The organism is Dongia sp. agr-C8, from assembly GCF_054658695.1.
Map to the genome: position 1 here is coordinate 179,086 of NZ_BAAGHZ010000002.1, position 25,812 is coordinate 204,897.

The following is a 25,812-nucleotide window of genomic DNA, read 5'->3' on the forward strand; positions in this document are numbered from 1 at the left end:
CGGAGTTCTTTCGTTGGTCCATTTCACCAAGCTTCGTCTTCAGGGTTTCAAGTCCTTCGTCGAGACCACCGAACTCGCGATTCAGCCGGGCATGACCGGCATCGTCGGCCCGAACGGCTGCGGCAAGTCGAACCTGGTCGAAGCCTTGCGCTGGGTGATGGGCGAGACCTCCGCCAAGCGCATGCGCGGCGGCGAGATGGACGACGTGATCTTCGGCGGCACCGGCAACCGCCCGGCCCGCAACGTCGCCGAAGTGCAGCTGCTGCTCGACAACAACGACCGCAAGGTCCCGGCGCAGTTCAACAACGCGGTCGAGATCGAGATTTCGCGCCGCATCGACCGCGGCATGGGCTCGACCTACAAGGTCAACGGCTCGGAAGCACGCGCCAAGGACGTGCAGATCCTGTTCGCCGACGTCTCGACCGGCGCGCATTCGACCGCGCTGGTCAGCCAGGGCCGCATCGGCGCCATCATCAACGCCAAGCCGATCGACCGCCGCTCGCTGCTCGAGGAAGCCGCGGGCATCACCGGCTTGCATTCGCGCCGGCATGAGGCTGAGCTGCGGCTGAAGGCCGCCGAGACCAATCTTTCGCGGCTGGATGACGTGATCGTCACCCTGGAAAGCCAGCTCGCGGCCTTGAAGAAGCAGGCGCGGCAGGCGACCCGCTACCGCAACCTGCAGGACCATATCCGCCGCGCCGAGGCGACGCTCTCGCACCTGCACTGGCTGGACGCGACCTCGCGCAAGGAACACGCCGATTCCGCGCTGCAGAATGCGGAAGCGGCCGTCAACGCGCTGACCGAAGCCGCCGCCATCGCCGCGACCCAGCAGGCGGAGGCCGCGGCCTCCCTGCCCGCCTTGCGGCAGAGTGAGGCCGAGGCCTCGGCCGAGCTGCAGCATCTCACCATCAGCCACGCCAACCTCGCCCGCGAGGAGGAGCGCGTCTCCGCCGAGCTCGCCGGCCGGCAGCAGCAGCTGCAGGACAACGAGACGGATACAGCGCGGGCGCAGCAGCTGGCGCAGGATGCCGCCGAGGCCGCCGCGCGGCTGAACGCGGAAGCCGCCGAGATCGACGAGACCACCGCGCATGAAAGCGCGATCGCCGAGGAAGCGGCCCGCGCCGTGATCGCCGCCAATGCCGATCTCGAGGAATGCGAGGCAGACCTGGCGCAGGTGACCGGTGCCGTTGCCGAGGGCGAGGCGCAGCTTTCGGCGCTGAACCGCCGCATCAACGACTTCACCCACCGCCTCGAGCAGCTGCAGCGCCGCCGCGAGGATGCCGAAAGCGAGTTGGCACGGCTCCGCGACGAGATCGCCAACGACGCCGGCATCCAGACCGCGCGCGCCGCACTCGCCGCCGCGGAAGCACAGCTTGAAGCCGACCAGGCGACCTTGACCCAGACCGAGGCCGCCCGCGCCACCGCGGTCGCAAAGGAGACCGAACGCCGCGAGCAGCACCAGGCGCTCTCGGCCGAACGCGCCAAGCTGCAGGCCGAGGCCGATGCGCTGGCCTCGATCTTCGCCGGCAGCGATTCCGACATGTGGCCGCCGCTGATCGACGCGCTTTCGGTGGCGCCGGGCTATGAGCAGGCCCTGGGCGTGGCTTTGGGCGAGGACCTGCAGGTCTCGACCGACACCGGCGCGCCGGTGCATTGGCGCGACCTCGGCAGCGATCCCGCGGCGTTGGATCTGCCGGGCGGCCTGCCGCGGCTTTCGGATTTCGTCACCGGCTCCACGGCGCTGGCGCGGCGCTTGAACCAGATCGGCGTGGCGCCGGACGAGGCCACCGGCCGCGCGCTCTCGGCCGAGCTGAAGCAGGGCCAGCGCATTGTGACCCGCGAGGGCGCGATGTGGCGCTGGGACGGCTACACCGTCGCCACCGAAGCCGCGACCGCCGCCGCGACCCGGCTGCGCCAGCGCAACCGCCTCAACGAGCTGACTGCGCGGCTGGCCGACAGCCTGCCGGTGTTCGAATCCAGCGCTTCGGACCTCACCTGGTTCAAGGAAGAATCCGTCGCCCTCACCGACCGCGAGAAGGCGGCACGCCAGGCCTTGCAGGTTGCCTACAACGCCGCGCGGGCCGCGCGCGACGAGGCCGACCGGGCCGAGAAGCGCGCCATCGACAAGAACGCCCGCATCGCCGCGCTGGAGCAGCAGGTCCAGGGCATCGCCGGCGACATCGAGGAAGCGCAGGCGCAGAGCACCGCGGTCCAGGAAGAGCTGGCGTCGCTGCCGGACCTGCAAGTCGCCCGCGACCGCGCCGCCGAACTGCGGCCGATGCTGGCCGAGCGCCGTGCCCGGCTCATCGAATGCCGTTCCGCCAGCGACCGTCTGCAGCGCGAGGCCGAGGCCCGGGCGCGCCGTCGCAGCGCGGTCGACCAGGAACTCGCGTCCTGGAACGAGCGTGCGGCGCAGGCGCAGCGCCACGGCGAGGACCTCGCCGAGCGCCGCGAAGGCATCGCCGCCGAGATCGCGCGGCTGGAGACCGAGCCCGCCCGCATCGCCGGCGAGCGCGCCCGCCTGTTCGACCTGATCGCCGCATCGGAAGAGAAGCGCAAGCTCGCCGCCGATACGCTGGCCGAGGCGGAAGCCGCCTTGAGCGTCGCCGACAAGAACCTGAAGGCCGAAGAGCATCGCCTGGCCGAGGCCCGCGAGAATCGCGTCCGTGCCGAATCCATGGTCGCGCAGGCGACCGAGGCCGCCGATACCCTCGCCGCGCATATCCGCGAGAAGCTGGAATGCGCGCCCGAGCAGGTCCTTGAACTGGCCGAGCTCGATCCCGGCGAGCCGCTGCCCGACCACGCCTCGACCGAGGCGAAGGTGCAGCGCCTGCTGCGCGAGCGCGAGAATATCGGCCCGGTCAACCTGCGCGCCGAAGCCGAAGCCGCCGAGCTCGACCAGCAGCTGGCCGGCATGCAGACCGAGCGCTCGGACCTCATCAACGCCATCTCGCGCCTGCGCCAGGGCATCAACAGCCTGAACCGCGAGGGCCGCGAACGCCTGCTCGCCGCCTTCGAGCTGGTCAGCGGCCATTTCGAGACCTTGTTCTCCCGGCTGTTCGGCGGCGGCAAGGCCTATATCAAGCTGACCGAATCGGAAGATCCGCTCGAAGCCGGGCTCGAGATTTTCGCCTCGCCCCCGGGCAAGAAGCTGCAGGTCATGTCGCTGCTGTCGGGCGGCGAACAGGCACTGACGGCGCTCGCGCTGCTGTTCGCCGTGTTCCTGGTCAACCCGGCGCCGATCTGCGTGCTGGACGAGGTCGACGCCCCGCTGGATGACGCCAACGTGGAGCGGTTCTGCGACCTGGTGGACGAGCTCGCCCGCCAGACCGGCACCCGCTTCCTGGTCATCACCCACCACCGCCTGACCATGGCCCGGATGGACCGCCTGTTCGGCGTCACCATGGCCGAGCGCGGAGTCTCGCAATTGGTCTCGGTCGACCTCCAGGAAGCCACCCGGCTGCGGGCCGCCTCTTAACCACTCTCAGCCTGGTCTTTTCGGGGCGATTTACCGCTCGCATCAAAGACTTAACCCACCCCGAATCAAACTTGACGTTGTAAAGGCGTTTACCTATGTTGCGCGCGCTCACGGCGGGGCGACTGTCGGGGGCATCCTGTAGCAGTGCGCATGTCTCGGAGCATCGCTTGAGGATCGGCAGATGACCGAGAAGGAGCCACCCAGTTTCAATTCGCTCGACGCGAAGCTAAAGGCGGCGCGAGAGGCGAACAAGGGACCAGGTGAGGCCTCCGGACCGTCCCAAGGGACTGAGTCCGGACTGGGGTTTGGATCCCGCCTGTCGGTGGAGATCATCACCAGCCTTCTCGCGGGCTTGGGTTTGGGCTGGGTGATCGATCACTATGCCGGAACGCAGCCACTGTTCATGCTGGTCTTCATGTTCCTGGGGATGGGATTAGGCGTCTATCACGTGATGCTGATCTCGAAGCGCCAGCAGCAGGAAGACGAGAACAAGGAGCAATGAGCGCCTGGCTTAACGGGCGCTCTAGACAGCCGGGGACGAAAATTGGCCGAAGGTCATTCACCGCTCGCACAGTTTGAGATCAAGAAGCTGATCCCGCTCGAGATCGGCGGCGTCGACATCTCCTTCACCAATTCCGCGCTGGTCATGACCTGCGTGGCGATCTTCATCACCGGCTTCATGCTGATCGGCATGCGCAAGCGCGCGGTGGTGCCGGGACGGTTCCAGGGCGCGGTCGAGTTCTTCCACGACTATGTGCACGGCTTGATCGCCGAGAACGTCGGCGCCGCCGGCAAGCGCTACTTTCCCTTCGTCTTCACCATCTTCATCTTCATCCTGTTCCTGAACCTGTTCGGCCTGGTGCCGAGCGGTCCGACCAGCCTGATCTTCACCGCGACCAGCCACATCATCGTGACCTTCGCGATGGCGCTGGTGGTGTTCCTGCTCGCCACGGCGGTGGGCTTCATGCACCACGGGCTGCACTTCCTCTCCTTCTTCGTGCCGAAGGGCGTGCCCGGCTGGCTGCTGCCGCTGATGGTGCCGATCGAGGTCGCGTCCTACTTCCTGCGCCCGATCACGCTTTCCGTCCGGTTGTTCGCCAACATGGTCGCCGGCCACGTCATGCTGGCCGTCATCGGCGGCTTCGTGGTCACGCTGGGCGCGATGTTCGTCCTGCCGGGCATCGTGCCGCTCGCCGCCGTGGTGGCGATCTTCGCGCTCGAGCTGCTGATTGCCTGCCTGCAGGCCTATGTCTTCGCGACGCTGACCTGCATCTATCTCAACGACGCCATCCACATGGCGCATTGATCGCACTCACTCTCAACTAACTCTCACCAAATCATCTAAGCAAAAGGGAACGCTAAAATGGATATCGAAGCAGCAAAGCTGGTTGGCGCGGGTCTCGCGGTTCTGGCGCTCGCCGGTGCGGGTATCGGTCTCGGTGTCATGTTCGGCCACTACATGGAAGGCGCGATGCGCAATCCGGAAGCCCAGGCCAAGCTGAAGGTCCAGCCGATGGTCGCCTTCGCGCTGATCGAAGCCACCGGTCTGATCGGCTTCGTCGTCTCGATGCTCATCCTGTTCAAGTAATCGAGAACGGACTCGCGCGACGAGGTAGGGCGACATGCCGCAGTTTGATCCGACGTTCTGGGTGCCGCAGCTGTTCTGGCTGGCGGTGATCGCGACCGTTCTGTTCCTGGTGATGTGGAAGATCACGCTTCCCCGGGTCGATGCGGTCGTCACCGACCGCCAGGACCGGATCGCCGGCAACCTGACCAAGGCCGAAGCGCTGAAGGCCGAGGCGGAAAGCGCCCTCGCCGCCTATCAGAAGGCGATCGCCGACGCCCGGGCCGCGGCCCAGGCGGAGCACGCCAAGGCGGCAGCCGCGATCGCCGCGGAAACCGCCAAGCGCGAGGCCGTGTTCGGCAAGCGCCTCGGCGACCAGGAAGCGGCGGCGGAAGCCAATATCGCCGCCGCCCGGACGGCCGCCATGGCGCAGGTGAAGCCGATCGCTATCGACATCGCCTCGGCCCTCACCGAGAAGCTGATCGGCGCCAAGGTCGGCGCCGATGCCGCCTCGAGCGCCGTTGAGTCCGCGGCAAAGGAGCGTGCGTAATGGAGACGGAAACCAACAACGCCGTCACCACCACCCCGGCCGAGAGCGCCACCGCGGCGACCACCGAGCAGGCGACCGACCACGCGGCGGAAGCCGGCGAGCACGGCCCGATTCTGGAGAATCCGGAGCTTTGGGTCGTCGTCGGCTTCCTGATCTTCCTGGTCTATGTCGGCCCGAAGGTCTGGAAGATGATCGTGACCGGTCTCGACCAGCGCTCAATCCGGATCAAGGGCCAGCTCGACGAGGCGCAGAAGCTCCGTGACGAAGCCCAGGCGCTGCTGAACGAGTATCAGCGCCGCCAGAAGGAAGCCGCCCAGGAAGCGGACGCCATCCTGGCCGCCGCCAAGGATTCCGCCGCGCACCACACCAAGGACGCGATGGCCGCCCTGGAAACCTCGATGGCGCGTCGCGAGAAGCAGGCGCTGGAGAAGATCGCTCAGGCGGAGGCGCATGCCACCGCCGAAGTCCGCCGCGAGGCAGTCGAGGTCGCGACCGCCGCGACCCGCAAGCTGCTGGCCCAGGCCCTGACCGACGACCGCGCCACCGCGCTGGTCGACCAATCGATCAAGGAACTGGACCGCAAGCTGCACTGAAGCGGTCGCCTATCGGATGCGATGCGGCGCCCTTGTGGGCGCCGTTTTCGTTTGTGGGCTGTGGATGAGGACGCCGGCTCCAAAGGCGCTACGGCTGCATCACCCCCCACCCCGCCCCCATCGTGGAGTTTCCAACGTCGCCCCGCACAAGGATCCAACGCGGGCTACGCCACGCCCGGCGCCGCCGCCTCCACGGTGCCGGCGCGCTTCGGTTTCGGGTGGATGTAGAGCTCGCTGCGCTCCTTGCTGAGCGGCACGATCGGTCCAGGCGGACGGATCTCGTAGACCACTTTCTGCTGATGGTCGGCGAACTGGCGGTCGGCGTTGTAGACCTTGTTGAACTTCCAGATCGACTGGATGAAGTTGAACTGGCCTTCCAGCGCGAGGCGCCCCATCAGCTTCGCCGCCTTGCGCACCACAGCGACGCCCAAGTGCTTGCGGGCGATGACGCGCTGGGTCTCCACCAGCTCGGAATAGAATTCGTGCAGCGGCAGCGTGGTCGGCAGCACCGCATGCTGGATGTCGAACAGCCGGTAGTCCCGGGTCGTCAGCTTGCGGGATTCGGTCAGCCACAATTCCGTCCCCGGATAGGGCGTCGCCACGGTGAGGTGCACGATGTCGGGAATGCTGCTGGCCCATTCGCGCACGATGGCGAAGCGCTCCTTGTCCCATGAGGGATCGGCGATCAGGTTGATCGCCACCTTGACGCCGATCTCGCGCGCGACTTCCAGCGCCTCGCTGTTGGTGCCCATCGAGACGCGCTTGCGGTGCAGCTTCAGCCCCTCGGCATCGATCGCCTCGAGGCCGAGGAAGAGATAGCGCAGGCCGAGCTTGCGCCAATAGGCGAAGACTTCCTTGTTCTTCAGGAGCACGTCGGCGCGGGTCTCGAGGTAGAAGCGCTTCCGGATGCCGCGCTTCTCCATCTCCTGGCCGATGGCGAAGCCGTGCTCCGGATGGATGAAGGCGACGTCATCGACGATGAAGACATTGGGCTCCTGAATCGCGGCCAGTTCCTCGCCGATCTTCTCCGGGGTCGCGCTGCGGTAGGAGCGGCCGTAGAAGGTCCAGGCGCTGCAGAAGGCGCAGTCCCAGGGGCAGCCGCGGGTGAACTCGATCGAGGCGCAGGGATCGAGCTCGCCGATGAAATACTTGCGCCGGCGCTTCAGCAGGTCGCGCGCCGGTTGGTAGAGGTCGAGATTCTCCAACAGCACCGGCGCCGGTCCCTTGCCCGCGCGCGTCACCGCGCCGGGCACGGTCAGCACCTCATCCTTCGGGATGGCTTTCAGCAGCATCTGGGTCGAGAGCTCGCCCTCGCCTTTCAGCACGCAGTCGATGGTGCCGCGGCCATGCTCCAGCAACTCGTCGGCGATGAAGGAGCCGCTATGGCCGCCGATGAAGACATAGCAATCCGGCAGGCGGCCCTTGACCGCCTTCGCCAGGTCGATGACCTCGGGAACGTTGGCGAGGTAGTTGAGCGAGAGGCCGACTGCCTCGGGCTTGAATTCCTTCAGCTCGGTAAAGAGCTCGGGATGCGAGTGGGTCTGCAGGTCGATGATGCGGACCTCGTGTCCGGCCATGCGCACCGCCTGGGCCACCCGCTCCATGCCGAGCGGTTCGAGGCGCAGATAGATCTCGCTGTACATCAGCGGCGACGGATGCACCAAGAGAACGCGCATTGCTGCTCCTTGCTTTTATTGGCCCCTACGCGGTACTCGCCTCCGGAATCTTGTTCCCGCCGTTCAACCGAGGAATCGGCGCTGTGGGCTTTCTGTCTCAGTCAAGATTGCCACCACCAGGGCGCTGAAGGCCAGCAGGAACAGCGCGGCGCTGACCGCATGCCCGGCCTCCCAGCGATCCCGGAAGCTCATCCAGTTATCGGGCAGCGTCTCCGGCGTCCAGGCGTTGAGGGCCGTGTTCACCGGATCGACCCAGGCGAACCAGATGCCGAGCGCCACCGTGGCCAGGATCGCCGCGAGCAGGGTCAGGATTCGGGCCGCCTTCCAGCTGCGGATCTGGGCGAAGACGATCCAGGTGGTCAGGATCGCGGTCACCTCGATGATCGCGCCGACCACGCCGAAGGCGACATAGATGTTGTGCTGCACGGTCAGCCATTCCGGGCCGTCCAGCTTCACCTTGCCCGGATATTCCAGGGCGTGGCAGAAGGCCATGCCGAGCGTCAGCGCGACCAGCAGCAGATTCACGAAGCGAACGAATTTCAGCAGCATCTCCCCGTCCACCCTCGGGATCACCCGAGGCAGACGGGATCCGAGGCTTCAGATTTCGGCGACGGCGGCGATCAGCCGATCCAGTTCCGCCGTGCTGTTGACGTAATGAACGGAAGCCCGGACCAGTTCCCGTAAACCCCTGGCCGACATGTCAAAAAGCGTCGAGGAGGCGCCCGAGACCGAGGTGTTGATGCGGCGCTTGGCCAAGGCGGCCTTGATCGCGCCGGCGCTGCTTCCCGCCTTGGTGAAGGTCACGATCCCGCCCTTCTTGCGGCCGATGTCGTGGACGGTGACGCCGGGCAGCCTGGCCAAGCCCTCGCGGAGCTGCGCCGCCTTCTCGGTGAGATCGGCCTCGATCGCCTTCATGCCGACTTTCAGCGCGTAGTCGGCCGCGGCACCCAGCCCGAGCCGGCCCGCGACATAGCTCTCCCAGTTCTCGAAGCGCCGCGCATCCTTGCGGATCTCGTAGCGGTCCTTGGCCACCCATTCCGCCGCGTGGAGATCGAGGAAGGGCGGCTCCAGCCGCGTGATCCAGTCGCGCCGCACATAGAGAAACCCGGTGCCGCGGGGCCCGCGCAGGTATTTCCGCCCGGTCGCCGAGAGCATGGTGCAGCCGATCTTGCGGACGTCGATGTCGATCTGGCCGACCGACTGGCAGGCGTCGAGCAGGAAGGGTATGCCGTGCCGCTTCGCCACCGCGCCGATCTTCGCGGCCGGGTTGACCAGGCCGCCGTTGGTCGGGACATGGGTGAAGCTGATCAGCTTGACCTTCTTGTCGATCATGCGCTCGAGATCGGCGACCGACACCTGGCCGTATTTGTCGTTGGGCACCGCCTCGACCACCGCGCCGGTCTTCTTCGCGATCTGCAGGTAGGAAATCACGTTGCTGGCATATTCCGAGATACCGGTGAGGATGCGGTCGCCCGGCTTGAACGGCATCGCATAGAAAGCCATGTCCCAGCCGCGGGTCGCGTTCTCGACCAGCGCGATCTCGTCGGGCCGCGCGTTGATCAGCTTCGCGACCGAGGCATAGACCGCTTCGAGGCGATCGTTGGCCTTGGCCGCCGCCTCATAGCCCCCGATCCCGGCTTCGAGCTCGAGGTGATCGATCACCGCCTTCAGCACCGGCTTCGGCGGCAGCGATGAGCCCGCATTGTTGAAATGCGCCACCTTCGCGCAACCCGGCGTGTCGGCCCGCAAGCGTTTCAGGTCGATGGTCATTTGATTCTGCCCCCACATGAAATGAATCCTCTCCCCGCTCTCTCGTGTCCCTCCCCCGAGACCGGGGGAGGGTTAGGGAGGGGGTTGATGCAGCTTGAGCGTATCTAAGTTTGTCGATGAAAGAAGATCCAGGGCTGGATCAGCAGTCGGTGACCCATCCAGCAGCATTACGGCTGCATCAACCCCCTCCCCACCCTCCCCCGGTCTCGGGGGAGGGGGAAGAAAGGAAATCTTCGCTATCAGCTGAACTCGATCTGTGCGACCGGCTGAAACCGGGCGAAGCGGTCCTTCAGCAGGCGGCTGTGATAGGCGATGGTGTCGGCGGCGTTCATCGTGTCGTTGTCGAGCGTGGTATGGGCGTCCTCGGCCAGGGTCACGTCGTAGCCAAGACCATGCGCCACGCGGCAGGCGGTGTCGACGCAGAAATCGGTCTGCATGCCGGCGACCACCAGCTTGTCGACCCCGAGCTGCTTTAGCGCAGCGTCCAGGCCGGTGTCGCGGAACGAGCTGCAGTGATACTTGGTCACAATCTTCTCGCCGGCCTTGGGCGCGACTTCCGGCCGGATCGCGAAGCCTTCCTGGCCTTCATGCAGCGGATCTCCCGCGCCGCCGTCATGGCGGATATGGATCACCGGCACGCCCTTGGCCCGCGCCTTCTCCAGCAGCGCCGCGGCATTCTTCAGGAAGACCTGGTCGTTGTGCGGCGGCTTCGGCTCCATCCACATCCCCTGTTGGATGTCGATCATCAGCAATGCCGTGGTCATGCCAACCTCACTCATTGAAGGAAACCGAGGCCACCTGATAGCGCCGGATCGCGCTGCGATCAACCGTGGTTGCCGTCACTCCGGCTTCTTAAGAATCCGGTCGCATTCATCGTCATTGCGCAGGGAAATCACCTCTCCCTCGTGGTCCAGGCAACCTTGGATCCATTGGCCTTCGTAGCTCTCATTGCCCGACGTGTAGACGCCGGAGCCGTGCGGCTGGCCGTCCTTCCAAGTGCCGGCATATTTCGCGTCCTCCCAGAGGAAGACGCCCTCCCCGTCCTCCTTGCCGCCCCGGTACTCGCCGTCGTAGCGGTTGCCGTTGGGGAAGACGTAGCTGCCGCGGCCCTCTTCCTTGCCGTCCACCATGGTCCCCGAGTAGGTCTCGGTCTGCGGCTGTCCGGTGCGGTCGGTGTAGGACCAGGTGAGGACGCCATCGCCCTGCGCCTTGCCGGACCGGCAGGGGCCGGTCCAGGTCACGGTCTCATTCCGCTGTGGGAAGGCGTCCCAGGCCTGGCAGTCGCGGCGATCCGTGTCCATCCACTTGGATTCCGGGTCCCAATGCGAATCCCAGATCCCCCAGCCGGCGATACCGACGACCGCGATCGCGATCCCGCCGAGGACAAAGGCCGGCCAGCGCATCGCCGCTACTCCGCGGCCTTCTTCGGCGCCTCCGGCTTCCAGCGCAGATGCGGAGAACGGGCGGCCAGGGTCTCGTCGAGGCGACGCCGCGGCGTGTGATAGGGGCAGCCTTCGAAATAGGCCTTGTCCCCCGCCTTGGCCCGCCGAGCCAGCCCCTTCACGCTCTCGATATAGCGGTCGAGCGCGTCGCGGCTCTCGGTTTCGGTCGGCTCCATCAGCAGGGCGCCGTGGACCACCAGCGGGAAATACATGGTCATCGGGTGATAACCCTCGTCGATCATCGCCTTGGCGAAATCGAGCGTGGTGACGCCGGTGCCTTCGAGGAAGCTGTCGTTGAACAGCGCCTCGTGCATGCAGGTGCCCTCGAAAGCCGGGGTCAGCTCGTCCTTCAGACCCGCGAGGAGATAGTTCGCGTTCAGCACCGCGTCGCCGGAAACATGGCGCAGGCCATCCGAGCCGTGGCTCATCATGTAGGCCAGCGCGCGGACGAACATGCCCATCTGGCCATGGAATCCCTTCAGGCGGCCGAAGGACTTGCCGCTCGCATCATGCTCGACCAAGTCGAAGCCATCCTTGCCATGGACGACATAGGGCACCGGCGCATAAGGGGCCAAGGCTTCGGAGAGCACGACCGGGCCGGCGCCGGGACCGCCGCCGCCATGCGGCGTCGAGAAGGTCTTGTGCAGGTTGATATGCATGGCATCGACGCCGAGATCGCCCGGTCGCACCCGGCCGACGATGGCGTTGAAGTTGGCGCCGTCGCAGTAGAAATAGCCGCCGACCGCATGGATCGCGTCGGCCAGTTCCTTGATGTCGTTCTCGAACAGCCCGCAGGTGTTGGGGTTGGTGATCATCGTGCCGGCGACATCGGGACCGAGCTTGGCCTTGAAGGCGGCGACGTCGACCCGTCCCCGCGCATCGGCCGGGACCGGATCGACCTCGTAGCCCGCCGCGGCAGCCGTGGCCGGATTGGTGCCATGGGCGGATTCCGGGACCAGGATGCGCTTCCGGGCATCGCCCTTGGCGACATGGGCCGCGCGGATCGCCAGGATGCCGCAGAGCTCGCCATGGGCGCCGGCCGCCGGCGAGAGCGCCACGGCGGGCATCCCGGTCAGCACCTTCAGCCAATGCGCCAGGGTGTCGATCAGCTCCAGGGCGCCCTGCACCGTGGACACAGGCTGCATCGGGTGGAGGTCGCCCAAGCCCGGCATCCGCACCGCCTTCTCATTGAGGCGCGGGTTGTGCTTCATGGTGCAGGAGCCCAGCGGATAGACCCCCATGTCGATCGCGTAGTTCTTCTGCGAGAGCCGGGTGTAGTGCCGCACCACCTGGGGCTCGGAGAGTCCCGGCAGGCCGATCGGGTTCTGGCGGCGGAGGCCGCCCAGCCGATCCTGGTGCTTCGGCACTACGGGGAGGTCGACGGCGGTGCGGCCGGCCATCCCCTGTTCGAAGATCAGCGGCTCCTCGAGCATCAAGCCGCGGTTGCCGGAGATGGTCCCGGCCCCGGCGCTGATCGGCGCGGTCACCGTGCCGCTCGGTCTGTCGGCCATGTCACTTCACCTCTGCGATCGAATCTTTGAGTGCGGCTTCCAGTGCCGCCATGTCGGCTTCGGTCACGGTCTCGGTCGCCGCGACCAGGAGCAGGTTCTCGAATTCCTTGCCCGGAATGAGGCGCGCCACCGGCACGCCGCCCAGCACCCGGCGCTTCGCCATGGCCTCGACCACCGGGATTGCCGGCTTCGGCAGCGCCAGGGTGAACTCGTTGAAGAATGTTTCGTTGAGCAGCTTCACACCCGGGACCTTCACCAGGCGATCGGCCAGGTTCGAGGCCACGGCATGGTTGAGCTCGGCCAATCGTTGCAGCCCGGCCTCGCCGAGCAAAGTGAGATGAATGGTGAAGGCGAGCGCGCAAAGGCCTGAATTTGTACAAATGTTCGAGGTCGCCTTCTCGCGCCGGATATGCTGCTCGCGGGTCGAGAGGGTGAGCACCCAGCCGCGCTTGCCGTCGACATCGACGGTCTGCCCGGCGAGGCGGCCCGGCATCTGCCGCAAGAACTTCTCCTTGCAGGCGAAGAGCCCGACATAAGGCCCGCCGAAACCAAGCGGATTGCCGATCGACTGGCCTTCCGCCACGGCGACATCGCAGCCGGTATTGCCGGGCGCGCGCACCAATCCATAGGAGATGACCTCGGTGGAGACCGCGATCACCAGCGCGCCGGCGGCATGGGCCGCCTCGGACAAAGCCGCAAAATCAATCAGATGGCCGAAGAAGCTGGGATTCTGGATGACAACGCAGGAGGTGTCCTTGTCGATCATCTTGAGGATGTCTTCGCGCGCTTCGGGATCGTAGGGCGCGGCGGCAACCGTGAAGCCGGTATGCTCGCCATAGGTCTCGATCACCGCACGGTAATGCGGGTGGAGACTGCCGGAGATGACCGCTTTCTTCCGGCGGGTGACCCGGTTGGCCATCATCACCGCTTCGACCGTCGCGGTGGCGCCGTCATACATCGAGGCATTGGCGACATCCATGCCGGTCAGCAGCGCCACCTGGGTCTGGAACTCGAAGAGATACTGCAGCGTCCCCTGGGTCACCTCCGGCTGGTAGGGCGTGTAGGAGGTCAGGAACTCGCCGCGCTGGATCAGGTGATCGACCGAGGCCGGGACATGGTGCCGGTAGGCCCCCGCACCCAGGAAGCTCGGCACGGCGCCGGTCCCGAGGTTCTTGGCGGCCATGGCGGCGATCGCCCGCTCGACTTCGAGCTCGCCGGCATGGGGCGGCAGATCGACCGGCCCTTTCAACAGGGCGGCGGCGGGCACGTCGCGGTAGAGGCTTTCGACCGAAGGGACCCCGATCTTGGCCAGCATCGCCCGACGGTCTTCGTCGGTCAGCGGCAGATAACGCATGGTCTTAGTCCTTAGAGAGAATTATTGCGCGGCACCCCGGTGCATGGCGCTCAGTGCAGCCCGTCCACGTAGGCCTTGTAGGCGGCCTCATCCATCAGCCCGTCGAGCTCTCCCTTGTTGGCGAGCTTGATCTTGGCGAACCAGCCCTTGCCCAGCGCGTCCTCGTTGACGGTGGCCGGGGCGTCGGTCAGGGCGTTGTTGACCTCGGCCACCTCGCCGCTGACCGGGGCATAGACTTCGCTCGCCGCCTTCACCGATTCGACGACCGCCATCTCCTTGCCCTTCTCGATCTTCTTGCCGACCTCGGGCAATTCGACGAAGACCACGTCGCCCAGCTGCTCCTGGGCATAGGGGCTGATGCCGACGGTAGCGGTGTCGCCGTCGACCAGCACCCATTCATGTTCCTTGGTGTAGCGGATCGTCATCGTGGTCTCCCTGCTGATCTCAAAATGTCTGCTCAATTGCGGTGATAGCGGTGCGGCGCGAAGGGCATCTTGGCGACGCGGGCCGGCAGGGCCTTGCCCCGCACCACCAGGTTGACGGCGGTGCCGATCGCAGCCGAAGCCGTCGCCACATAGCCCATGGCGATCGGCTTGCCGAGCGAAGGCCCGAAGCCGCCGGAGGTGATCTCGCCGATCTCGCGGCCTTCGTCGTTGGCGATCTCGGTATGGGCGCGGGCCGGCGCCTTCCCTTCCGGCAGGATGCCGACACGCTTGCGTGAAACGCCCTCGGCCCATTGCTTCTGCAGCACGGCGTCGCCCGGGAAGCCGCCTTCCTTGCGGCGCCGCTCGGCGATCGCCCAGGAGAGACCGGCCTCGACCGGCGAGGTTTTCTCGGTGATGTCGCTGCCGTAGAGGCAGAGTCCCGCTTCAAGGCGCAGGGAATCGCGGGCGCCCAGTCCGATCGGCTTCACTTCCGGCTCCTTCAGGAGCGCTTGGGTGAATGCGACCGCAGACGCGCTGGGGACCGAGATTTCGAACCCGTCCTCGCCGGTATAGCCGGAGCGGGTCGCGTAGCACCGGGTGCCGGCGATTTCGAGCGCGGCACCGGTCATGAAGGTCATTTTGGCACTGGCCGGCGCCAGGCGCGCGATTACCGTGCCGGCCTTCGGGCCTTGCAGCGCCAGCAGCGCGAAATCCTCCAGCCGCTCGATCCGGCAATCGGCAGGCAAATGCGCCGCGATATGGGCGTGGTCGGCGTCCTTGCAGGCCGCGTTGACCACCATGCGCAGGACCTCGCCGTCGCGGGTCACCATGAGGTCGTCGAGGATCCCGCCCTTGCCGTTGGTCAGGAAGCCGTAGCGCTGCTGCCCGGACTTCAGGGAGCGGAAATCGTTGGGGCAGAGCTTCTCGATCGCCGCCGCGGCCGCGTCGTAACTCGGCGCGGTGATGCGGAACTGGCCCATATGAGATACGTCGAACAATCCCGCCGCGGCGCGCGTGTGCTGGTGCTCGCCGAGAATGCCCATGGGATACTGCACCGGCATGTCATAGCCGGCGAAGGGCACCATCTTGGCGCCGAGCTCCACATGGAGCGCGTGAAGCGGGGTTTGCTTGAGGGATTCAGTCTCTGACAACGGCGGCCTCCGACAGAAATGGGATGCGCGGACTCCCCCTCACGGCGGAAGCGCAACCCCCCTCTGTCCTTGGACCTGAGAGATTTCCCGGGCGTCACTCACCGCGCGGAAGACCGCGCACGCCGGGTTTACTCCTTCGGTGGGCCGAATCGCCCCTCTTTATTCAAAGGGTACGGGCTCGGCCGCTTTCCAGAGCTGCATGTCGCCGCGGTCCTTTTGCCTGAGAGTTTCCGGGGGCGGTTGCTCCTTCGGCGTCGAACCACACTCGCCTGAATGCGGCTCGATCTCTCCCGCAGGCGACAGTGTCGCGCGCACCTTGGGCCGGGCGCCGCGCAAGGTCAAGGGGGCAAGTACATCCTTGGGATGACGCCGGGCGGATCGCTACTTCTTCTTGCCGCCGCTCGGATCGTATTTGAACGAGACCTTGAGCTTGGTGCGGAAGGCTTCGACCTTGCCGTTCTCGATCACCAGGTCCTGCTCGATCACCTCCGCGACCCGGAGGTCGCGCAGGCTGCGCGAGGCCAGCTTGATTGCCGCCATCGCGGCATCTTCCCAGGACTTCGGGCTGGTCCCGATCAGCTCGAGGACCTTATAGACGCTGTCAGCCATTCCTGCCTCCCATGCCTGGGTGGTGCGGAATTCCCGGTCAGGCCCAAGCTCCCTAACCGGGTCTTGGAAAGCTTGGCTAAAATGCTAGGGCCGAAACCGGGCCCGCGTCAAACGCGCGCTATTGCTGCGGGTTGCGGCGGTTGTAGGCGAGCTCTTTCTCGGTCACTTCGATGAAGACGTAGATCTGGTAAAAGTCGCCGTTCTCGCCCTTCTTCAGCGGGATCGTCACCGTCGGGGTGTCGATGATCTGGGCGTTCGGCTTGTCCGCGGCGAGCGGGATCGTGACGTCGAACGGCTGGCGGGTGAGCTTCTGGCCACCCCGGCCGGTCAGCGCGACGACGTAGTTGAAGGTGACCTTGTCGTCGGTCAGCTGCGGCCCGCGCGAGGCCGCGATCTTCACCTGGATATCGCTCTCGATCTTGGTCTTCTGCGTATCGGTGTCCTCGATGTAGTGGCAGATCGACTGCGCGCTCAACAGCCGCGCCTCGAAGACGGTGTCGGTGAGGTCCTCGGACTCGCCGGCGAAGCGGGTGAGATAGGAGGCGTCGGGCACCTGCTTCACCACCGGGCAAGGCATCGACTGCTTGGGTGTCTGCGAGCAGGACGCCAGACTGACCAGGACCGCCGCGAGCAGACCACCGCGCTTCATCCAACCGATCGCGCGCCCGCCGGCAGCCATCGCCATCCCCTTCCCCATCATGAATGATTCACAGTCCCAATGCTTCACAGCGGCCCAATGCTTCAAAGGGCCTTATGCGAACCGTCGCAAAACGGCTGACCGCGGGTGTGCTTGCAGCCGCAAAAGAACACGGTCTTCGATTCCGTCGCGTCGTATTTCATCGGCGAGAACTCGGAGCCCTTATGCGAGCCGTCGCAGAACGGCTGGTTCTTGCTCCGGCCGCAGGCGCACCAGAAATAGGCCTTCCCGGCCACCACATCGACTTTGAAGGGCGCCTTCTGCGCGATATTCGGCTCGGCCATCGGTAATCCTCTCCCGCCCGACCAAGGCCGGCCCAAACTCCGCTCCTGGAGTCGCCGGGCCGGACCGGGGTCGTGGCCGGGACTTTAATTAACCCCCTGAAATTCCACAAGCCCGCCGCGGTTTGGTCATGAAGCGGCGGCATGATCCGGCCCGCCATGTCCGCCCCCTTCGTCTGCCGCCATGCCCACCGGAACGTCGTCCGGTTTGAAGTTGCCCGCCCGCCGCAAATCCCTATATTCCGGGGCAACGGTGCAACTGCGGAATCCGGAATGCCCCAGCGCGCTTCCAAGGGTCGGCCCCTCACCATATTGCTTGCCTCGCCGCGCGGCTTCTGCGCCGGGGTGGATCGCGCCATCCAGATTGTCCAGCGCGCCCTGGAGCGGTTTGGCGCCCCGGTCTATGTGCGCCACGAGATTGTGCATAACCGCCACGTGGTCCAGGAGCTGGAGCGCCAGGGCGCGGTCTTCGTCGAGGAACTGGACGAGATTCCGGGTCAATATCCTGTCGTCTTCTCCGCGCACGGGGTGCCGAAATCCGTCCCCGCCGACGCGGAAGCGCGCAACCTGCTCTATCTCGACGCCACCTGCCCGCTGGTCAGCAAGGTGCACCGCGAGGCCGAGGTCCACTACAACGCCGGACATCACCTCATCCTGATCGGCCATGCGGGACATCCCGAGGTGATCGGCACGATTGGCCAGCTGCCGGCCGGCGCTGTCACCCTGATCGAGACCGCGGAAGACGCGGAGAAAATCGAGTTCAAGGATCCCACCCGCCTCGCCTACATCACACAGACGACGCTTTCGATCGACGACACAGTCGGCATCATCGACGTGCTGCGTCGCCGCTTCCCGGCGATCCATGGGCCGCGCAAGGAAGACATCTGCTACGCCACCACCAACCGGCAGTCGGCGGTGAAGACGATCGCCGAGCGCTGCGACCTGATGCTGGTGATCGGCGCGCCCAATTCCTCGAACTCACGCCGGCTGGTCGAGGTGGCGAAGAGCTGCGGCTGCCCCGAGGCTCATCTGGTGCAGAAGGCGGCGGAGATCGACTGGGCCTGGCTGGAGAATGTCGAGACGGTCGGCATCACGGCCGGCGCCTCGGCGCCCGAATTGCTGGTCCAGCAGGTGATCGACGAACTGAAGCAGCGCTTCGACGTCACCATCGAGGAAGTCTCGGTCACGGTCGAGACCACGCATTTCAAACTCCCGCGCGCCCTCACCGCCTGACCCCCTTCACGACTGAATTCCATGGCCGTCTATACTGAAGTCCCCGACGGCGATCTCGCCCAGTTCATCGCCGAATACGACATCGGCGATGCCGTGTCGTGCAAAGGCATTGCCGAGGGCGTCGAGAACAGCAACTACCTGCTGCGCACGACGAAAGGCACCTTCATCCTCACGCTCTACGAGAAGCGGGTGAAGCTCGAGGATCTGCCCTTCTTCATCGGCTTGATGCAGCATCTTGCGGGCAAGGGCCTCAATTGCCCGACGCCGATCACCGACCGCAACGGCCAGGCGCTGAAGACCCTGTGCGGCCGGCCGGCGGCGATCATCAGCTTCCTGGAAGGCATGTGGCCGCGCCGGCCTACCGAGAAGCACTGCCTGGCCCTGGGCGGCGCGCTGGCCGATTTTCATCTGAAGGGCCGCGACTTCGCCATGCGGCGGCCGAACAACCTCTCGGTCGAAGGCTGGCGCAAGCTGATCGCCGACACCGCCCAGCGCGCCGACGAGGTCGAGCCCGGCCTGAAGGATCGACTGGCCGCCGAGTTCGCCTATCTCGAAGCCCATTGGCCGAAAAATCTCGAGAGCGGCGTGATCCACGCCGATCTCTTCCCGGACAACGTTTTCTTCCTCGGCGACAAGCTCTCCGGGATCATCGACTTCTATTTCGCCTGCACCGATTTCCTGGCCTATGATCTGGCGGTCTGCCTGAATGCCTGGTGCTTTCAGCCGGATTTCAGCTTCAACGTCACCAAGGCGAAGCTGATGTTCGACAGCTATCGCAAGGTCCGCCCGATCCCCGAGGCCGAGCTGCAGGCCATGCCGCTGCTCGCCCGCGGCGCCGCGCTCCGCTTCCTGCTGACCAGGCTCTACGACTGGCTGAACCACCCGCCCGGCGCCTTCGTGAAGCCGAAGGATCCGGTCGAATACATCAAGAAGCTCCGCTTCCATCAGGGTGCGCGCGATGTCGGCGCCTATGGGCTGAAATGACCGACAAACCGCTGGTGGACATCTTCACCGACGGCGCCTGTAGCGGGAATCCCGGCCCGGGCGGCTGGGGGGCGCTGTTGCGCTACGGCGAGGTCGAGAAGGAGCTCTCCGGCGGCGAGGAGCAGACCACCAACAACCGCATGGAGCTGATGGCGGCGATCGCCGCGCTGGAAGCGCTGAAGCGCCCGGCCAAGGTGCGGCTCCACACCGACAGCCAGTATGTGAAGAACGGCATCACCGAATGGGTGCCGCAATGGAAGCGCCGCGGCTGGCGCACCGCCGACAAGAAGCCGGTCAAGAACTCCGATCTCTGGCAGCGCCTCGAAAAGGCCGAAGCGCCGCATCAGGTCGAATGGCTCTGGGTCAAGGGCCATAACGGCCATGTCGAGAACGAGCGCGTCGACCAGCTCGCCAGGCTGGCCATTCCGGCGAAGGCGCTGGGTTAAAGTCGCCCCGGCGTCGCGCTGCCTTCAGCGTTTCTGCAGCACTCTCAATCCCAGTGGCGCTGGATCTTCCATGGCCGCAGGACTTCTTTGCAGGAAGCAAGCACGACAACTACAATTGCATGGCGAGAAGAATCCAGCACATGCAGGCACCGTCACGCAATGCGGGTTAGCAAGGAAAAGATCGGTCGCACGGCCCTTTACGCCACCCGCCATCATCGCGAGAAGCGCAATCTTCTCATTCTGCACGGCGCTCTGGGCAGCTCCGAACGCATCTTCTTCGCCGGGGTCCCGTTCGAAGACGATTTCAACGTCCTGTTTTGCGACTTGAGAGGTCACGGATCGTCGGATGTGCCCCCGGACGGATACGAACCGGCCAACCTGGCGGCGGACCTGGTGGAGCCCATAAAGGCGACTTTCGGGACGGCACCGTTCGGTGTGCTGGCAGAGTCGTTCTCCGGAATAGTCGCGCTTGAGCTCGGTCGGCTCCTGCCTCAGCTGCAGTGCATCGCGATGATCGATACCCCGTTCGACAATCAGCGGATGACGAAAAGCATCGACGTCATTGCCCAGTCTTACCAGGACTACCCGAAGTCGCGTCCCGTACTCGCCGCCTTCGGCGCTGAGTTCTTCGGATGGGATATATCTTCCAGAACTGTAACCCCAAAGCGCTACTTCTCGCATCTCGAAGGGATAGGCGTGCCGATCTTGATGATCACCGGAAGCCAAAAGGCCGTGGAAGGAAATGAGGAAGGCGCCTATTTCACGGAACAGGATCGATCAACGATCAGCTCTGTCTATAAGGGAACCTTCACGGTTTATGAGGTTCGCGGCGGCGGACACCAACTCCTGAAGACCCATGTTGTAGCCACGATCGAAGCCGCACGTTCCTTTTTCGAGCGGAATTGCCCGGCAGGGATTCCCTGAAGTCTCTCTCGGCATCCAGGGAACGCCGCGCCCCGACCCCGGTTGATCTCCATCGGCCCGGTGTTCAATGGGATGGCATCCCTTGCGCAGACTCGGAAAAATTCTCCTCTGGGTATTGGGAACCCTTGTCGCGCTGCTGGTGGTGGCCGCCATTGGTCTCTATACGCTGCTGAACTCCTCCTATCTCCTCGAACAGGCGCAGGGACGCGCGAGCAAGGCCACCGGCCGCGCCGTCACCATCGGCGCGCTGGACGTCGATTGGAGCTGGACGCCGGTGATCCATCTCCGCGACGTCAACCTCGCCAATTCGGATTGGGGCGAGGCGGAGCAGATGTTCTCCGCCGAAGCCGTCGCTTTTGCGATCAAGCCCTGGCCGCTGCTCGGCGGGCATGTCGTGCTGCCGTTCATCCGCGTCGAAAGCCCTAAGGTCTCGCTGGAGAAGCGCAAGGACGGCGCCAGCAACTGGGACTTCGACGAGAATCCCGTCGCCGCGACCGCCGTGGAAGCGGTCCGGCCCGACGACCGCGGCGAGGCGCCGTTCATCGGTCAGCTGGAGATCACCAAGGGCAAGATCGCCTACCGCGACGCGTCGCGAAAGCTGAAGCTCGACGGCGACATCGATCTGGCCGCCGGCGAGGCCGCGGGCAACGATCCGACCGTGGAGTTCAAGGCCGAGGGCACGCTGGAAGACCGGCCGCTCAAGCTCGCCTTCAAGGGCGGCTCGATTGCCATGCTGCGCGACACCGAACACCCCTATCCCATCGATCTCCGGGTCGATTACGGCGCCACCTTCATCACTCTTAAAGGCGCGGTCGGCGATCCCTTCACCTTCGGGAATGCCGACGTGAGAATGCATCTCAAGGGGCCTGATCTCGCCGACGTCTTCCCGCTGCTCGGCATCCCGGCGCCTTCGACGCCGCCCTACGATCTCGCCGGGGACCTGAAGCGCACGCCGAAGGAATGGCGGCTCGAGAACATGAAAGGCCGGATCGGCAACAGCGACGTGACCGGCGTAGTCGCGGTCGAGCCGCGCGAAAAGCGCAACTATCTTAACGCCAAGCTGGTCTCCAATAACCTCGACTTCGACGACCTCGGGCCGCTGATCGGCATTCCGCCGGAAACCACCGAAACCGCCTCCAAGGAGCAGAAGAAGGAGGCGACCGAGATGAAGGCGGAGGGCAACCTCTTCCCGGACCAGCCGCTCCAGACCGAGAAGCTGCGCGCCATGGACATGGACGTGACCCTGGACGCCAAGAAGGTGACAGCCGCCCCCTATCTGCCCGTGAAGGCCATCACCTTCAACGTCAAGGTCGATGACGGCAACGCCCAGCTCTCGAAGCTCAACATGGCCGTCGCCAACGGCACGGTGACTGGCAAGATGGGCCTCGACGCGCGCAAGGACGTGCCGCTCGCGACCGCCGAGCTGTTCCTGAAGAACCTCGATCTCGCGACCTTCTTCAAGGGCTCGGAATACATCGAGACCACCGACGGCAAGATCGGCGGCAAGGTCACCTTGCAAGGCAACGGCAAATCGCTTGCCCAGGTGTTCGGCGGCGCCGACGGCGCCATCGAGCTCGGCATGACCGGCGGCTCGTTCAGCGAGCTCATGCTGGCCCTGGCCGACCTCGACATCCAGAACGCGCTGTTCCTCTACATCACCGACGACCACAAGATCCCGGTGCGCTGCGTCGCCGGCGGGCTGACCTTCTCCAAGGGCAATGCCAAGTTCTCGCGCACCCTGATCGACACCAAGGAATCGGTCATCTATGTCAACGGCAACATCGACCTGAAGTCGCAGACCCTGAAGACCGAGCTCGACGCGGATTCCAAGGTGGTCAGCGTGCTCAACATCCCTGCCCCGGTCCTGATCCAGGGCAAGATCCGCCAGCCGAAATTCTCCCTGGGCAAGGGCTTCCCCCTCCCCGTGCCGCGGATCGGCGACGCCGAAGACAAGCCCTGCGACAAGATGCTGAACGACATCTTCTCGCCCTCCTAGGTCGCCATCGCCTCCACCGCGGCGACGGCGGTGAGATAGGCGCCGTGGGCGGTGCCGGCGAAATCCACCGAGCAGGCTTCGCCGGCGAAGAACAGGATGTCGTCGATCGGGCGCGCCAATTCCGCGCGCTGGAGGCTGGCGCCGGGCAGCGCCGATGAATAGGAACCCAAGGTCCAGGGATCGCCGGCCCAGGCGGTGACGATGCTGCGGGCCGAGAGCGCATCGCGGATGTCGCTGCCGAAAGCGCCGACCAGGCGCTCGGTCAGATAGTCCACCGAAGCCGCGGCGCCGGCGCGCTCCAACCAGGCGCCATGGCGCCCGCCGGTGACGCCGACCACATAGTCGTAGCCGAACGGGCGCAGCTGGGTGGCGATCGGCATCTCGCCCTCCAGCATGAGCGTGGCGCTGGCCGGCGCATCGGGGCCGAAAGGGTTGCGCTTCAGCAGGATGCCGATCCGGTTATGCACGCCGAGCGGCAGGTCGCGCGCGGCCGCGAGTTTCCAATCCGGCAGCGGCGGATCGAAGGCGATGCGGCCTGAGGCCAGCAGGTTGGTCGAGACCGTCAGCAACAGCCGTCGCCCGGCGATGTTGCCCTTCGCGGTCTCGGCCACGACGCCGCCCGAGCCCCAGCGGATGCGCGTCGCCGCGGCGTTCAGCGTCACCGGGACATCGGCGCCCCAGCGCGCCACCAGCGCGCCATAGCCTTCGCGGACCGGCCAGTTCTCGTCGGTATCGTTATAGGCATCGACGTCCACCGTGGAGATCTCGTCGGGGTCGTGCGAGGTCGCCAGCGAGAACCAATAGGCGTGCAGGGCCGCCCAGGGATGGTCGAGGTCCATCACCTCGGCCACCGCCACGTCCTCGCCGCGCGCCGCGGCCTTGGCGATCGCCGCGTAGTTGCCGGCCATGCCGCGATGGATCTCCGCATGCTCCGCTTCGGAGAGCCGGCGCGCGCCCATGAAGCCGTTCATCCGCCAGGCGCCGTCGCGCCGATAGGTGAAGCCGAGGCGGTCGGCGATCGCGGGAAAGGGATTGAGGCTGGCGGAATGCATCCAGTGGCAGCCGAGATCCATCGGCATGCCCGGCGCCATCTCCTCGGTATAGGCACGGCCGCCGATCCGATGCGAGGCCTCGATCAGATGGAAGGTGAGCCCGCGCGCTTGCGCCGCCTGGGCCGCCGCCAGGCCCGCAACGCCGGCGCCGACGATGACGAGATCCACATCCCCAGCCTTTGTTTGGACCGGCATTTCACGCAAACTCCGCGATCACCGCCATGAAATCCTGGGCGTAGCGCGCGACCTTGCGCTCGCCGATGCCGGGGATTTCCAGGAACGCGTCCCGGCTCTGCGGCTTGCGGCGCGCAATCTCCGCCAGGGTGGCGTCGTGGAAGATGACATAGGGCGGCACGTTCTGCGCCTGGGCCAGCGCCCGGCGCCGCGCCCGCAACGCCTCCCAGAGATTCTGGTCGAGATCCTGCGCCCCCGCCGGCGCGCCCAGTTGACGCTTCCGCCCCTTGCCCCGCTCGGCAGGCTTCCGGAGCATGACCTGCTGCTGGCCCTTGAGGACCGGCCGCGCCGCCTCGGTGATGGTGAGGACGTTGAACCCGTCACCCTCGACCTTGAGGAAGCCCAGCGAGATCAGCTGGCTCGAGAGCGCGCGCCAGTCGTGCAGCGAAAGGTCCTTGCCGACGCCGAAGGTCGGCAGCTGGTCGTGGCCGTAGTTGATCACCTTCTCGGTCGCATTGCCGCGCAGCACGTCGATCAAATGGGTGATGCCGAAGCGCTGGCCGGTCCGCAGCACCGCCGAGAGCAGCTTCTGCGCCGGCACGGTCGCGTCCCAGGTCGCCTGCGGGTTGAGGCAGAGATCGCAATTGCCGCAGGGCTGCGATTCCTCGCCGAAATAGCCGAGCAAGGCCATGCGCCGGCATTCCGGCGTCTCGCAGAACCTGAGCATCGCGTCGAGCTTGCGCTGCTCGACGAACTTGCGCGCCTCCGGCGCATTGGAATCCTGAATGCGCTTGCGGAGCAGCATGACGTCGCCGCGGCCGAAGGCGAGCCAGGCATCGGCGGCGGCGCCGTCGCGCCCCGCGCGCCCGGTCTCCTGATAGTAGCTCTCGATGCTGGACGGCAGATCGAGATGGGCGACGAAGCGCACGTCCGGCTTGTCGATCCCCATGCCGAAGGCGACCGTCGCGACCACCACCACGCCGTCATCGGTGATGAAGCGGCGCTGGTTCTCGCGCCTTGCCTCCTGGGTCATGCCGGCATGATACGGCAGCGCGTTGACACCATGGCCGCGCAGCCAGCCGGCGACCTTCTCGGTCTTGTTGCGCGACTGGCAATAGATGATGCCGGGCTCGTCCTTGTGTTCCTTCTGGATGAAGTTCAGCAGCTGGCGCTTGCCGTCGACCTTCTCCACCAGCTGGTAGCGGATGTTCGGCCGGTCGAAGCTGGCGCGATAGACCTCCGCCTCCTCCAGCTTCAGGCGCTGGATGATCTCGCGCTGGGTGTCGTGGTCCGCGGTCGCGGTGAGGGCGATCCGCGGCACGTCCGGGAAGCGCTCGTGCAGGACCGAGAGCTGGATGTATTCCGGCCGGAAATCGTGGCCCCATTGCGAGACGCAATGCGCCTCGTCGATCGCGAACAAGGCAGGCCTCAGGCTGCCGAGGAGATCGAGGAAACGCGGCGTGGTCAGGCGCTCGGGCGCGATGTAGAGCAGCTTCAGCGCGCCCTTGCGCAGCTGCTGCTCGATCTCGCGCTGCTCGTCCGGCATCAGGCTGGAATTGAGGAAGGCCGCGGCCACGCCGAGCTGGCGCAAGGCCGCGACCTGGTCCTGCATCAGCGCGATCAGCGGCGAGACCACGACCGCGACGCCGTCGCGCAGCATCGCCGGGATCTGGTAGCAGATCGACTTGCCGCCGCCGGTCGGCATCAAGACCAGCGCGTCGCCGCCTTCGCTCACATGACGGATGATCTCGGCCTGGTTGCCGCGAAAGGCGCGATGGCCGTAGATCTTGTGGAGAATGTCCTCCGCCCTCTGGGTGAGGGCGACGGCGGTCGATGCTGCAGATTGTGTCTCGACCGCCATCCTGGACCTCGAAGCGCGCAGCGCCGACCGTTGCGCGCCAA

The 25,812-nt window shown here is 65.8% G+C and carries 25 protein-coding genes and 2 riboswitches; of the genes, 11 read left to right on the forward strand and 14 right to left on the reverse strand.

Annotation, left to right across the window (positions count from 1 at the left end):
• The first annotated feature begins 13 nt into the window (after positions 1–13).
• The 6 genes from smc to ACYQ4T_RS08270 all read left to right on the forward strand — a co-directional run bounded on the left by smc (position 14) and on the right by ACYQ4T_RS08270 (position 6,185).
• Positions 14–3,478 carry a chromosome segregation protein SMC gene (smc, locus tag ACYQ4T_RS08245; RefSeq protein ID WP_459852420.1) on the forward strand — a complete coding sequence of 1,155 codons (3,465 nt, stop codon included), beginning with the start codon at positions 14–16 and terminating at the stop codon, positions 3,476–3,478.
• Between the two features lie 181 nt (positions 3,479–3,659).
• On the forward strand, positions 3,660–3,980 hold the full coding sequence (locus ACYQ4T_RS08250; protein WP_459852422.1) for an AtpZ/AtpI family protein: 321 nt from the start codon (positions 3,660–3,662) through the stop codon (positions 3,978–3,980).
• A gap of 42 nt (positions 3,981–4,022) precedes the next feature.
• Entirely contained in the window at positions 4,023–4,784 is a 762-nt protein-coding gene (locus tag ACYQ4T_RS08255; RefSeq protein ID WP_459852425.1) for a F0F1 ATP synthase subunit A, read from the forward strand.
• A gap of 57 nt (positions 4,785–4,841) precedes the next feature.
• Positions 4,842–5,066 carry an ATP synthase F0 subunit C gene (gene atpE / locus ACYQ4T_RS08260; RefSeq protein ID WP_459852427.1) on the forward strand — a complete coding sequence of 75 codons (225 nt, stop codon included), beginning with the start codon at positions 4,842–4,844 and terminating at the stop codon, positions 5,064–5,066.
• A gap of 34 nt (positions 5,067–5,100) precedes the next feature.
• The gene (locus ACYQ4T_RS08265) at positions 5,101–5,592 is read left to right on the forward strand and encodes a F0F1 ATP synthase subunit B family protein (RefSeq protein ID WP_459852430.1); all 492 of its coding nucleotides are present in this window, start codon (positions 5,101–5,103) and stop codon (positions 5,590–5,592) included.
• On the forward strand, positions 5,592–6,185 hold the full coding sequence (locus tag ACYQ4T_RS08270; protein WP_459852432.1) for a F0F1 ATP synthase subunit B family protein: 594 nt from the start codon (positions 5,592–5,594) through the stop codon (positions 6,183–6,185). Before ACYQ4T_RS08265 ends, ACYQ4T_RS08270 begins: the two co-directional genes overlap by 1 nt.
• A 164-nt stretch (positions 6,186–6,349) precedes the next feature.
• On the opposite strand, the gene hpnR is transcribed toward ACYQ4T_RS08270, so the two are convergent.
• From hpnR to ACYQ4T_RS08330, 12 genes are all read right to left on the reverse strand, one after another.
• A complete protein-coding gene (gene hpnR / locus ACYQ4T_RS08275) occupies positions 6,350–7,861 on the reverse strand; it encodes a hopanoid C-3 methylase HpnR (protein WP_459852435.1) in 1,512 nt (503 codons plus the stop codon).
• A 63-nt stretch (positions 7,862–7,924) separates the two neighbouring features.
• On the reverse strand, positions 7,925–8,410 hold the full coding sequence (locus ACYQ4T_RS08280; RefSeq protein WP_459852438.1) for a hypothetical protein: 486 nt from the start codon (positions 8,408–8,410) through the stop codon (positions 7,925–7,927).
• A gap of 48 nt (positions 8,411–8,458) precedes the next feature.
• Positions 8,459–9,631: an aminotransferase class V-fold PLP-dependent enzyme gene (locus ACYQ4T_RS08285; protein WP_459852440.1), complete on the reverse strand. Its 1,173-nt coding sequence runs from the start codon at positions 9,629–9,631 to the stop codon at positions 8,459–8,461.
• 239 nt (positions 9,632–9,870) lie between these two features.
• Complete coding sequence (locus tag ACYQ4T_RS08290; protein WP_459852443.1) at positions 9,871–10,395, reverse strand: cysteine hydrolase family protein; 525 nt, start codon at positions 10,393–10,395, stop codon at positions 9,871–9,873.
• Between the two features lie 75 nt (positions 10,396–10,470).
• On the reverse strand, positions 10,471–11,034 hold the full coding sequence (locus tag ACYQ4T_RS08295; RefSeq protein WP_459852446.1) for an MORN repeat-containing protein: 564 nt from the start codon (positions 11,032–11,034) through the stop codon (positions 10,471–10,473).
• Between the two features lie 5 nt (positions 11,035–11,039).
• On the reverse strand, positions 11,040–12,584 hold the full coding sequence (gene gcvPB / locus ACYQ4T_RS08300) for an aminomethyl-transferring glycine dehydrogenase subunit GcvPB (protein ID WP_459852449.1): 1,545 nt from the start codon (positions 12,582–12,584) through the stop codon (positions 11,040–11,042).
• 1 nt (position 12,585) lies between these two features.
• On the reverse strand, positions 12,586–13,938 hold the full coding sequence (gene gcvPA, locus ACYQ4T_RS08305; protein WP_459852452.1) for an aminomethyl-transferring glycine dehydrogenase subunit GcvPA: 1,353 nt from the start codon (positions 13,936–13,938) through the stop codon (positions 12,586–12,588).
• Between the two features lie 50 nt (positions 13,939–13,988).
• Complete coding sequence (gcvH, locus tag ACYQ4T_RS08310; protein ID WP_459852454.1) at positions 13,989–14,363, reverse strand: glycine cleavage system protein GcvH; 375 nt, start codon at positions 14,361–14,363, stop codon at positions 13,989–13,991.
• 32 nt (positions 14,364–14,395) lie between these two features.
• Positions 14,396–15,514 carry a glycine cleavage system aminomethyltransferase GcvT gene (gene gcvT / locus ACYQ4T_RS08315; protein ID WP_459852456.1) on the reverse strand — a complete coding sequence of 373 codons (1,119 nt, stop codon included), beginning with the start codon at positions 15,512–15,514 and terminating at the stop codon, positions 14,396–14,398.
• 53 nt (positions 15,515–15,567) lie between these two features.
• A riboswitch (glycine riboswitch) is annotated at positions 15,568–15,712 on the reverse strand.
• Positions 15,713–15,817: riboswitch (glycine riboswitch) on the reverse strand.
• A 78-nt stretch (positions 15,818–15,895) separates the two neighbouring features.
• Positions 15,896–16,123 carry a dodecin family protein gene (locus ACYQ4T_RS08320; RefSeq protein ID WP_459852458.1) on the reverse strand — a complete coding sequence of 76 codons (228 nt, stop codon included), beginning with the start codon at positions 16,121–16,123 and terminating at the stop codon, positions 15,896–15,898.
• Positions 16,124–16,241: 118 nt separating this feature from the next.
• Complete coding sequence (locus ACYQ4T_RS08325) at positions 16,242–16,808, reverse strand: hypothetical protein (RefSeq protein ID WP_459852460.1); 567 nt, start codon at positions 16,806–16,808, stop codon at positions 16,242–16,244.
• A gap of 56 nt (positions 16,809–16,864) precedes the next feature.
• Positions 16,865–17,104, reverse strand: coding sequence for a CDGSH iron-sulfur domain-containing protein (locus ACYQ4T_RS08330; protein ID WP_459852462.1), 240 nt, complete (start codon positions 17,102–17,104; stop codon positions 16,865–16,867).
• Positions 17,105–17,374: 270 nt separating this feature from the next.
• Here ACYQ4T_RS08330 and ispH point away from each other — a divergent pair, with 270 nt between their 5' ends.
• The 5 genes from ispH to ACYQ4T_RS08355 all read left to right on the forward strand — a co-directional run bounded on the left by ispH (position 17,375) and on the right by ACYQ4T_RS08355 (position 22,684).
• A complete protein-coding gene (ispH, locus tag ACYQ4T_RS08335; RefSeq protein WP_459852465.1) occupies positions 17,375–18,334 on the forward strand; it encodes a 4-hydroxy-3-methylbut-2-enyl diphosphate reductase in 960 nt (319 codons plus the stop codon).
• 21 nt (positions 18,335–18,355) lie between these two features.
• On the forward strand, positions 18,356–19,318 hold the full coding sequence (locus ACYQ4T_RS08340) for a homoserine kinase (protein WP_459852467.1): 963 nt from the start codon (positions 18,356–18,358) through the stop codon (positions 19,316–19,318).
• Complete coding sequence (rnhA, locus tag ACYQ4T_RS08345; RefSeq protein ID WP_459852469.1) at positions 19,315–19,764, forward strand: ribonuclease HI; 450 nt, start codon at positions 19,315–19,317, stop codon at positions 19,762–19,764. The genes ACYQ4T_RS08340 and rnhA overlap by 4 nt, the downstream gene beginning before the upstream one ends.
• A 159-nt stretch (positions 19,765–19,923) precedes the next feature.
• Complete coding sequence (locus ACYQ4T_RS08350) at positions 19,924–20,688, forward strand: alpha/beta fold hydrolase (protein ID WP_459852471.1); 765 nt, start codon at positions 19,924–19,926, stop codon at positions 20,686–20,688.
• An 82-nt stretch (positions 20,689–20,770) separates the two neighbouring features.
• Entirely contained in the window at positions 20,771–22,684 is a 1,914-nt protein-coding gene (locus tag ACYQ4T_RS08355; protein WP_459852474.1) for an AsmA family protein, read from the forward strand.
• On the opposite strand, the gene ACYQ4T_RS08360 is transcribed toward ACYQ4T_RS08355, so the two are convergent.
• Positions 22,681–23,931, reverse strand: coding sequence for a flavin monoamine oxidase family protein (locus ACYQ4T_RS08360; RefSeq protein ID WP_459852476.1), 1,251 nt, complete (start codon positions 23,929–23,931; stop codon positions 22,681–22,683). The genes ACYQ4T_RS08355 and ACYQ4T_RS08360 overlap by 4 nt on opposite strands.
• A 1-nt stretch (position 23,932) precedes the next feature.
• The gene (gene recQ / locus ACYQ4T_RS08365) at positions 23,933–25,771 is read right to left on the reverse strand and encodes a DNA helicase RecQ (RefSeq protein ID WP_459852478.1); all 1,839 of its coding nucleotides are present in this window, start codon (positions 25,769–25,771) and stop codon (positions 23,933–23,935) included.
• Positions 25,772–25,812: the final 41 nt, after the last annotated feature.

What these genes read in the sequence shown, in the direction of transcription:
- ACYQ4T_RS08250 (WP_459852422.1), top strand. Translation starts at nt 3,660, where the DNA reads ATGACCGAGAAGGAGCCACCCAGTTTCAATTCGCTCGACGCGAAGCTA.
- atpE (WP_459852427.1), top strand. Translation starts at nt 4,842, where the DNA reads ATGGATATCGAAGCAGCAAAGCTGGTTGGCGCGGGTCTCGCGGTTCTG.
- ACYQ4T_RS08265 (WP_459852430.1), top strand. Translation starts at nt 5,101, where the DNA reads ATGCCGCAGTTTGATCCGACGTTCTGGGTGCCGCAGCTGTTCTGGCTG.
- ACYQ4T_RS08270 (WP_459852432.1), top strand. Translation starts at nt 5,592, where the DNA reads ATGGAGACGGAAACCAACAACGCCGTCACCACCACCCCGGCCGAGAGC.
- hpnR (WP_459852435.1), bottom strand. Translation starts at nt 7,861, where the DNA reads ATGCGCGTTCTCTTGGTGCATCCGTCGCCGCTGATGTACAGCGAGATC.
- ACYQ4T_RS08280 (WP_459852438.1), bottom strand. Translation starts at nt 8,410, where the DNA reads ATGCTGCTGAAATTCGTTCGCTTCGTGAATCTGCTGCTGGTCGCGCTG.
- ACYQ4T_RS08285 (WP_459852440.1), bottom strand. Translation starts at nt 9,631, where the DNA reads ATGACCATCGACCTGAAACGCTTGCGGGCCGACACGCCGGGTTGCGCG.
- ACYQ4T_RS08290 (WP_459852443.1), bottom strand. Translation starts at nt 10,395, where the DNA reads ATGACCACGGCATTGCTGATGATCGACATCCAACAGGGGATGTGGATG.
- ACYQ4T_RS08295 (WP_459852446.1), bottom strand. Translation starts at nt 11,034, where the DNA reads ATGCGCTGGCCGGCCTTTGTCCTCGGCGGGATCGCGATCGCGGTCGTC.
- gcvPB (WP_459852449.1), bottom strand. Translation starts at nt 12,584, where the DNA reads ATGGCCGACAGACCGAGCGGCACGGTGACCGCGCCGATCAGCGCCGGG.
- gcvPA (WP_459852452.1), bottom strand. Translation starts at nt 13,938, where the DNA reads ATGCGTTATCTGCCGCTGACCGACGAAGACCGTCGGGCGATGCTGGCC.
- gcvH (WP_459852454.1), bottom strand. Translation starts at nt 14,363, where the DNA reads ATGACGATCCGCTACACCAAGGAACATGAATGGGTGCTGGTCGACGGC.
- ACYQ4T_RS08320 (WP_459852458.1), bottom strand. Translation starts at nt 16,123, where the DNA reads ATGGCTGACAGCGTCTATAAGGTCCTCGAGCTGATCGGGACCAGCCCG.
- ACYQ4T_RS08325 (WP_459852460.1), bottom strand. Translation starts at nt 16,808, where the DNA reads ATGGCGATGGCTGCCGGCGGGCGCGCGATCGGTTGGATGAAGCGCGGT.
- ACYQ4T_RS08330 (WP_459852462.1), bottom strand. Translation starts at nt 17,104, where the DNA reads ATGGCCGAGCCGAATATCGCGCAGAAGGCGCCCTTCAAAGTCGATGTG.
- ispH (WP_459852465.1), top strand. Translation starts at nt 17,375, where the DNA reads ATGCCCCAGCGCGCTTCCAAGGGTCGGCCCCTCACCATATTGCTTGCC.
- ACYQ4T_RS08340 (WP_459852467.1), top strand. Translation starts at nt 18,356, where the DNA reads ATGGCCGTCTATACTGAAGTCCCCGACGGCGATCTCGCCCAGTTCATC.
- rnhA (WP_459852469.1), top strand. Translation starts at nt 19,315, where the DNA reads ATGACCGACAAACCGCTGGTGGACATCTTCACCGACGGCGCCTGTAGC.
- ACYQ4T_RS08350 (WP_459852471.1), top strand. Translation starts at nt 19,924, where the DNA reads ATGCGGGTTAGCAAGGAAAAGATCGGTCGCACGGCCCTTTACGCCACC.
- ACYQ4T_RS08360 (WP_459852476.1), bottom strand. Translation starts at nt 23,931, where the DNA reads ATGCCGGTCCAAACAAAGGCTGGGGATGTGGATCTCGTCATCGTCGGC.
- recQ (WP_459852478.1), bottom strand. Translation starts at nt 25,771, where the DNA reads ATGGCGGTCGAGACACAATCTGCAGCATCGACCGCCGTCGCCCTCACC.